This window comes from Frankia canadensis (assembly GCF_900197875.1).
GTDB classification, from domain to species: domain Bacteria; phylum Actinomycetota; class Actinomycetes; order Frankiales; family Frankiaceae; genus Frankia; species Frankia canadensis.
This window is the reverse complement of record NZ_FZMO01000180.1, coordinates 1-8,004: the sequence shown is the minus strand read 5'-3', so window position 1 is coordinate 8,004 and position 8,004 is coordinate 1. Positions and strand designations below refer to the sequence as shown.

The 8,004-nt window shown below is 72.7% G+C and carries 8 protein-coding genes and 1 pseudogene; 2 read left to right on the top strand and 7 right to left on the bottom strand.

The window, feature by feature from the left end; translation table 11 throughout:
- The 7 genes and pseudogenes from C1A33_RS15815 to panC all read right to left on the bottom strand — a co-directional run.
- Positions 1 to 454: pseudogene (locus tag C1A33_RS15815) on the bottom strand (Fe-S oxidoreductase); the annotation flags it as partial.
- A gap of 452 nt (positions 455 to 906) precedes the next feature.
- On the bottom strand, positions 907 to 1,746 hold the full coding sequence (locus C1A33_RS15810; protein ID WP_243407599.1) for an SGNH/GDSL hydrolase family protein: 840 nt from the start codon (positions 1,744 to 1,746) through the stop codon (positions 907 to 909).
- Positions 1,747 to 2,050: 304 nt separating this feature from the next.
- Entirely contained in the window at positions 2,051 to 2,803 is a 753-nt protein-coding gene (locus C1A33_RS15805) for a type III pantothenate kinase (protein WP_101832262.1), read from the bottom strand.
- Positions 2,803 to 3,825: a carboxylating nicotinate-nucleotide diphosphorylase gene (gene nadC / locus C1A33_RS15800; RefSeq protein ID WP_101832261.1), complete on the bottom strand. Its 1,023-nt coding sequence runs from the start codon at positions 3,823 to 3,825 to the stop codon at positions 2,803 to 2,805. Before nadC ends, C1A33_RS15805 begins: the two co-directional genes overlap by 1 nt.
- Positions 3,822 to 5,537, bottom strand: coding sequence for an L-aspartate oxidase (locus tag C1A33_RS15795; protein ID WP_101832260.1), 1,716 nt, complete (start codon positions 5,535 to 5,537; stop codon positions 3,822 to 3,824). Before C1A33_RS15795 ends, nadC begins: the two co-directional genes overlap by 4 nt.
- The gene (gene panD, locus C1A33_RS15790; protein ID WP_243407598.1) at positions 5,534 to 6,067 is read right to left on the bottom strand and encodes an aspartate 1-decarboxylase; all 534 of its coding nucleotides are present in this window, start codon (positions 6,065 to 6,067) and stop codon (positions 5,534 to 5,536) included. The genes C1A33_RS15795 and panD overlap by 4 nt, the downstream gene beginning before the upstream one ends.
- 2 nt (positions 6,068 to 6,069) lie before the next feature.
- Complete coding sequence (gene panC, locus C1A33_RS15785; RefSeq protein ID WP_101832259.1) at positions 6,070 to 7,095, bottom strand: pantoate--beta-alanine ligase; 1,026 nt, start codon at positions 7,093 to 7,095, stop codon at positions 6,070 to 6,072.
- 185 nt (positions 7,096 to 7,280) lie between these two features.
- On the opposite strand from panC, the gene C1A33_RS15780 reads away from it, so the two are divergent.
- Together C1A33_RS15780 and C1A33_RS15775 are read left to right on the top strand one after the other, a co-directional pair.
- A complete protein-coding gene (locus C1A33_RS15780) occupies positions 7,281 to 7,520 on the top strand; it encodes a type II toxin-antitoxin system Phd/YefM family antitoxin (protein WP_207770329.1) in 240 nt (79 codons plus the stop codon).
- Positions 7,520 to 7,942 (top strand): type II toxin-antitoxin system VapC family toxin, encoded by a 423-nt coding sequence (locus C1A33_RS15775; protein ID WP_243407597.1) that lies wholly within the window; start codon positions 7,520 to 7,522, stop codon positions 7,940 to 7,942. The genes C1A33_RS15780 and C1A33_RS15775 overlap by 1 nt, the downstream gene beginning before the upstream one ends.
- The last annotated feature ends 62 nt before the right edge of the window (positions 7,943 to 8,004 follow it).

Genomic DNA, 8,004 nt, shown 5'->3' with positions numbered 1-8,004 from the left:
GGGCGGGGGTGGCCCACGGGTCGTCGGCCAGCATCGTGCCCGCGGGGACATGCAGGGCCGTCCGATCGAACCAACCGCTGTCCGGTACGTGTACTGACATGTGTGCCGGGTCCAGCAGCGGGACGCGGCGCAGAAGGACGTAGGAGGCGATGGCCGGCGCGACGACCGCGGCGGAGTACCAGTTCGCGAGGTAGCTGGCCGCGACCTCCGGGCTCGCGCCCGGATGGGCCCGGGCGACGAGCGCGAGCGACTCGGCGACTCCCCCCGGACCGGTCAGATGCGCGCAGGACACCCACTCCGGTCCCGTCGGCACGCCGAAACAGACCGCGCGGGGCAGGACGGCCTCGGCGACGTCCCGCGGCACGGCCCGCAGGCCGGCGCCGACCGGCCCCTGAGGGGAGGGGCCCGGTGCCGGCTCGCGCCGGGCGGCGGGCTGGGGCCCGGTCGCCGTCATCGGCAGAGGAGAGCGCATGAGATTAGGTAAGGCTAACTTCATGCCCGCTGTCAAACCGGCAGCGCCGAAGGGGCATGCAGACCCGGCATTTGCTCGATGACCTGACTACCGCCAGCTGTCATCGACACGCCAGCTGTCATCGACAGGAGTACGACCAGACCGGACGCCGGCTATCGCACGGACTGCCCGGATCCCGGCGGCCACCCGGCCGTGAGCCGCCGAAGCCGGGAGCCCGTCGACCCGGAGCGTTCACCGGAGTCCGGCCTGCTCGGCCTGCTCGGCCTCTCGTCCACCCGTCCACCCGTCCACCCGACCACCCGCGCGATTGCGGAACGTACTCGATTCTTGCCGCACCGTCCGCATGCCGCACCCGCTGGACGTCGTGTCCCGCGTCGCATCCCGGCCAGGCCGCATACCGAGCGCGGCATGCCGCCGCGCTGGGCGGCGGGCCGTCAGCGGCTGTCGTGCCTGGTGAGGTACGTTTCGATGGCTTGGGCGATGGCCTGCTGGCCCTGGGCGGTCGGGTGGGCGCTGAGGTCGCGGGCAGGGGAGAACAGGCCCACCGGGGCCACCCAGGAGTTCCTGGTGCACATCTCGTGACCGCGCAGCGCCCGGGCGGTGGGCACGTACTCGACGTCGGCGTCGTCGGCCGCCCGCCGGACCACGCGGTCGAGCAGGCTGTTCAGGCTGCTGACCTGCCGGCGCTCGGTGCTGTTCAGCCACTTGCAGATGTTCTTGCTCTGGCTGCTCGGAAATATGCTCGGATACCCCACGACCAGCACCCGGGCGCGCGGAGCCGCGGCTTTCACCGCCCGGTAGTTCGCCGTCAGCAGGTCCGGAAGTTCCTTGTTGACGCGGTCGCGCTCACGCTTGTCCTTGCCATCCCAGAAACACTTCCAGGTGAAACAGCTGACGATCACGTTGGAGAAACCGGCGTCGTTACCGCCGATCGTGATGGTGACGATGTCGGGGGCGGGTCGAAGCTGCCGCAACTGGGTCAGCTGTGGATTCTCGCCTTTGAACGACTCGTTCAGTGCGTCCGTGGTCGCGCCGGCGCAGGCGGCGAACAGCGAGATCGACAGGGTCGGATCCAGCCGGGTCAGCTCCCGCGGCCAGGCGTTGCTGCTGCGCCGGCAGCGCGGATCGAGGGTGTCGAACGGCGGGCTGCCCTCGCCGGAGGAGTACGAGTCGCCGAGAACGGCGATCGTGCGGTGCGCGGGCGCGGCGAGAACAGGATCGCTCCAGCCCGCGGAAACTGTCACCGTTGCGGCCAGAACTGCCACCGCCAGCACGATCTGGATCGGTCGGCACGCGAATCCGCGCCGACCGGATCGGCGACCCCGCGAGGTCACCGAGTATCGGTCCCGCATGACATGGAAGCGTAACCCGTCCGGCCCGGTGCGCACTCGGAATCAGACCGCCTGTCGGGTGCACGACCTCTTCCTGTGACGGCACATTTCCTGTGTGCTCACCCGTGCCGGATCCATGCCGGGACGGGGGCGGCGGCGGAAGGGTCCGGATCCGTCCGTCCACACCTGCCCGAAACAACGGCAGATGTTGTCGTCCTGCGGTGTTCGAGTCGTCCAGTGGCGGAATTCAGAGGTTCTTCTCGAAGACGAGCCGCAGGCCGATGAGCGTCAGATGCGGCTCGTGGTGGTCGAGGGTCTCGCTCTCCTTGATGACCAGGGACGCGAGGCCGCCGGTGGCGATGGCGGTCGCGTGCGCGCCGAGCTCGGTCCGGATCCGCCGGACCAGCCCGTCGACCTGGCCGGCGACCCCGTAGATCATGCCGGACTGGAGCGCCTCGACGGTGCTCTTGCCGATGACCGACCGCGGCGCGGTCAGCTCCACCTTGCGCAGCTGCGCCGCCCGCGACGCGAGCGCGTCGAGCGCGATCTCGATACCGGGGGCGAGCGCCCCGCCGACGAACTCGCCACGAACGGACACGACGTCCAGGTTCGTCGACGTGCCGAAGTCGACCACGATGGCCGGTCCGCCGTACAGGTGGTGCGCGGCCAGCGTGTTCATGATCCGGTCGGCGCCGGCTTCCTTCGGGTTGTCGATGAGGATCGGCACCCCGGTGCGGGTACCCGGCTCCACGATGACCGCCGGGATGTCGCTGAACGCCCGCACCACCATCCGGCGCAGCTCACGCAGGGCGGCGGGCACCGTCGAGCAGATCGACACGCCGGTGATCCGGTAGTCGCCGAGCAGGCCGCGGTAGAGCAGCACCAGCTCGTCGGCGGTCGCCTGCGGGTCGGTGCGGACCCGCCAGGAGTCAACGAGGTCCTCGCCGACGAACACGCCGACGACGGTGTTGGTGTTGCCGACGTCGATGGCGAGCAGCATCAGGACTCCTCCACGATCGGACCCGCGGGTGCCAGGCCCACACCGGCCGATCCCGCGGGGCGGCCATGGTCCGCCGGACGGCCCGGATCAAGGTCGAGACCGAGGTCGAGGGCGGGCGCCGAGTGGGTCAGGCCACCGACCGCAAGATAGTCCACCCCGGTCGCGGCCACGTCCGCCGCCACCTGGAGCGTCAGCCCGCCGCTGGCCTCCAGGCGCACCCCCGCCGGCCGGGCGACGGCGACGCAGGCCCGCAGGTCGGCTTCGGACATGTTGTCGCAGAGGATCAGGTCCGCGCCGGCGCCGACCGCCTCGACGACCTGGTCGACGGTGTCGCACTCGACCTCCACGGGCAGGTCGGGGAAGCGGTTGCGCACCGCGGCGAACGCGGCGGCCACCCCGCCGGCGGCGACGACGTGGTTGTCCTTGATCAGGGCGGCGTCGGTCAGCGACATCCGGTGGTTCACCCCACCGCCCTGGCGCACCGCGTACTTCTCCAGCGCACGCAGGCCGGGCAGCGTCTTGCGGGTGTCGCGGATCGCCGCGCCGGTGCCGGCGACGGCGTCCACCCAGGCGCGGGTGAGCGTCGCGACGCCGGACAGGTGGCACAGCAGGTTCAGCGCGGTGCGCTCGGCGGTGAGCAGGCCGCGGACCGGCCCGCTGACCGTGGCCACCGCGTCACCCGGCCTGATCGCGTCGCCGTCCTGGGCGAGCGGGGTCACGGTCACCGCGAGGCCGAGCAGGCACTCGAACACGGCGGCGACGACGGGCAGCCCGGCGACCGTGCCGGCGGCGCGGCTGACCAGCGCGCCGTGCCCGACGAGCGCGGCGTCGACCGTCGCCGCCGAGGTCGCGTCCACGGCTCCGACGGCACCCGTACCGGCGGTGCCACCCGCTTCCCAGCTCGGCAGGTCCTCGGCGAAGGCGCGGGCTATCACGGCGACCACGGCGTCCGGATCCAGACCGGCGGCGACGAGCGCGCTGCGGGTGGCCGGGGACAGCCGCGCCGGCGTCGGCGCGGTCATGAGGCGGCCTGGACGATGGTGGGCCGGATCGGCTCCGTGTCGAGGACGAGTTCGCCCTCCGGGCCGAGCCGGGTGAGCACGCGGCCGAGCCAGTGCGCGTCGTCGCGTTCGGCGAAGTCCTCCCGCCAGTGCGAGCCGCGGGTCTCCGTGCGGGTGGCCGCGGCGGCGACGAGCGCCGTCGCGACGGTGCGCAGGTTCGTCATCTCCCAGGCCGGCGGGCCGGCGGTCACCGTCGCCCCGCTGACCCGCAGGTCACCGAGGCCGGCGAGCACCTTCGCGGTGGCCCGCAGACTGTGCGCGCTGCGCAGCACCCCGGCGCCGTCCGTCATCGCGCGGATCAGCTCGGCGCGCTCCGCCGGGTCGGTCAGGCCGCTGCCTCGCCCGACGACCGGAGCGGCCGGGACGGCGTCGCGCCGCCTGGTGGCGCCCGTGTCCCCGGCGATGTGCGCGGCGATGCGGGCCGCGAAGACCAGGCCCTCCAGCAGGCTGTTCGACGCGAGGCGGTTGGCGCCGTGCACGCCGGTGCAGGCCACCTCCCCGCACGCGTACAGGCCGGGGACGGTGGTGCGTCCCCACAGGTCGGTGCGCACCCCGCCGGAGGCGTAGTGGGCGGCCGGTGCGACCGGGATCGGCGTGGTCACCGGGTCGACGCCGACGGAGCGGCAGCGGGCGGTGATCGACGGGAAGCGCCGCTCGATCGTCTCCGCACCGAGACCGCGTGCGTCGAGGAACAGATGGTCGACGCCCCGGGCGGCCATCACTCGGGACATCTGCTTCGCGACGACGTCGCGGGGGGCGAGGTCGGCCAGCGGATGGGCGCCCGTCATCACCCGCTCGCCGGCGGCGTCGACGAGGACGGCGCCCTCTCCTCGCATCGCCTCGCTGACCAGTGGCTGCTGTCCATCGAGCTGGGCGGCGACGCCGGCGCTCGACGCCGGCGGCAGCCACAGGGCGGTCGGGTGGAACTGGACGAACTCCAGGTCGGCGACGACGGCGCCGGCCCGCAGGGCGAGCGCCACGCCGTCCCCGGTGGACACGCCCGGGTTGGTGGTCGACGCGAAGATCTGCCCCATCCCGCCGGTGGCGAGCACCACGGACGGGGCGGTGACGGCGCCGACGCCGTCCTGGCTGCCCTCGCCGAGCACGTGCAGCGTCGCCCCGGCGGCCCGGCCGTCCACGTCCAGCAGCAGGTCGAGGACGAGGGCGTTCTCGATCACCTCGATCGCGGGGTCGGCACGCACAGCGGCGATCAGTGCGCGTTCGACCTCCAGGCCGGTGGCGTCCCCACCGGCGTGGATGATCCGGTTGCGCAGGTGGCCGCCCTCCCGGGTCAGCGCGAACGAGCCGTCGGCGGCCCGGTCGAAGCGGGCGCCGAGCTCGGCGAGCTCACGGACCCGCGCCGGTCCCTCGTCGACGAGCACCCGCGCCGCGTCCTCGTCGCACAGCCCGACGCCGGCGACGAGGGTGTCGGCCAGGTGGTCGGCGGGGGAGTCCTCCGCGGCGAGGGCGGCGGCGATGCCGCCCTGGGCCCAGCGGGTGGACCCGGCGTCCAGGTGCGCCTTCGTGACCAGCAGCACCCGGGCCGCGGGCAGCTCGCGGCGCAGGTGCAGGACCGCCGTGAGGCCGGCGATGCCCGACCCGATGACGACGACGTCCGCGGCGCGGCTCCACCCGGGGCGGGGCGCGCCGAGCCGGCAGGGCAGCATGATCACTGGCTGGTCACGACCGTCCGGCCCGCGCCGACCGTGACGGGGTCCAGAGCAGCCGAGTCCATCGCGGTCGGGTTCAGGATGGTCGGGTTGAGGGGGACGCCCGGCGCGCGGGACGGCGCGGGGATGTCGCCGCGCAGGCTCGACGGGTCGTTGGGCAGGGCCTCGGCCGGGTCGTCGCCGCGGCCGATGATCCGGTTCTCGGCGTCGACGAACAGGACGCGGGGCGTGCGGCTGCGCGCCTCGGCGTCCTCCATGATCCCGTAGGCGATGATGATGACGAGGTCACCGGGGTGGACCAGACGGGCCGCCGCGCCGTTGATGCCGATCACGCCGCTGCCCGCGGGCCCGGGGATGGTGTAGGTCTCCAACCGGGCGCCATTGTTGATGTCCACGATCGTGACCTGCTCGCCGGGCAGCAGGTCGGCGGCGTCGAGCAGGTCGGAGTCGATCGTCACGGAGCCGACGTAGTTCAGGTCGGCCTGGGTCACCGTGGCCCGGTGGATCTTGGCGGTGAGCATGGTGCGCAACACGGTCAGGCCCCCTGACGGTCGGCGGGGAGGGTGAGGGAGATGTTGTCGATCAGCCGGGTGGAACCCACCCGGGCGGCGACGAGCAGCAGGGCGGGACCGGCGGTGACCGGCCCCAGATCATCGGGACTGACGAGCTCCAGGTAGTCGACGTCAACGCCGTCGGCCTGGTCGAGGACGGTCCGCGCCGCCGCAAGCACCGCCGCGGCCGGCCCGCTCGCCGTCGGCGGATCCGCCACGGTGGCGTCGGTCAGATCCGCGTCGGTCAGATCCGCGTCGGCCGGGGCGGTGTCGGCCGCGGCCGCGCCGGCGCGCAGGGCGCGGGACAGGGCGAGTGCCTGCCCGCGCTGCTCGGGCGTCAGGTAGACGTTGCGGCTCGACAGCGCCAGGCCGTCGGGCTCGCGCACCGTCTCCACCCCGACCACCGTCACGCCGAAGGCGAGGTCGGCGACCATCCGGCGGATGCAGACCAGTTGCTGGGCGTCCTTGCGGCCGAAGAAGGCGAGGTCCGGCCGGGTCAGGTGCAGCAGCGTGGCGACGACGGTGAGCATCCCGTCGAAGTGCCCCGGGCGGGACGCGCCCTCCAGCACCTCGCCGAGCGGACCGGCGGACAGCCGGACCAGCGGCTTCGGATCGTGGATGATCGCGGGGGCGAAGACGACGTCGACGCCCTCCCGCGCGCAGATCGACAGGTCCGCGTCCAGCGTGCGCGGGTAGCGGTCGAGGTCCTCGCCGGCACCGAACTGCAGCGGGTTGACGTAGATGGTGGCGACCACCTGATCGGCCCGCTCACGGGCGGCGCGCAGCAGGCTCGCGTGACCCTCGTGCAGCGCTCCCATCGTCATGACGACGGCGCGGGTGCCGCGGCCGGTCGGGCCGGCACGGCGGTCGAGCGCGTCGAGGGCCGCCCGCAGCTCGTCACGGTCGCGAGCGAAGGCGACCGCCGGTCGAGCGGGTGCGGAGGGGGCGATGCGGAGGGCGGATCGCGCTGCGTCGGCGCGCTCGGGCGCGCTCGGCAGGACAGTGCTCATGGGCTTCCGTTCCAGTCCTCGGGAGGGGTACCGGACGTCGAGCGCCACTGTAACGCGCCTGCAACGCCTCCCGCGACTCGCTGTGACCCGCGCACCTTCCGCCCGCGCCGCCCGCGGCGACCGGCGGACCTGTCCTGCGGCAGCAGGTACCGTAGGTACGTACCTACATTTCGGAGGTGATGGATGTGAGCGTGATCTCGGCCCGAGAGTTCAATCGCGATGTGAGCGCGGTCAAGCGGGCCGCCACCCACGGCCCGGTCATCATCACCGATCATGGGCGCCCTTCGCACGTGCTGCTGACCTTTGCCGACTATCAGCGGCTCACCGGCGCTGGAACGAGCCTGGGCCAGGCGTTCGTCCTGGCTGAGGAGGTCGACTTCGAGCCGGTGCGCCCACGGGACTCGCTGCGTGAGATCGACCTGTGATGCTCCTGCTCGACACAAATGTCGTTTCGGAGCTGCGCAAGCCCGCCATTCGTCGGGCTGATCAGTTCAATGCGTGGGCCGAGACGCTGTCTCCGTGGGACACGTACCTGTCAGTGATCACGTTGCTCGAGTTGCGGGCCGGAATCGAGGCCAGGCGCCGGAACGACCCACGACAGGCGGAGCTACTGGACGCGTGGCTCGACAACGCGGTGCTGCCCTCGTACGCCGGCCGGGTCCTCGACGTGGACCAGCACGTGGCTGATACGGCCGCGCGGTTGCACGTACCGGACCGGCGTCCGGCGCACGACGCGTTGATCGCCGCCACCGCTCAGGTGCACAACCTCGTTCTGGTCACCCGGAACGAATCCGACTTCGATCCCATGGGCGTTTCTCTCGTGAATCCCTGGCGGGAGCGGGCTTGACCGGACGTCGGGAGGAGGTGTCGGCTGCCCAGCGCAATGACGAAAGCCACTGGTCGGACCGA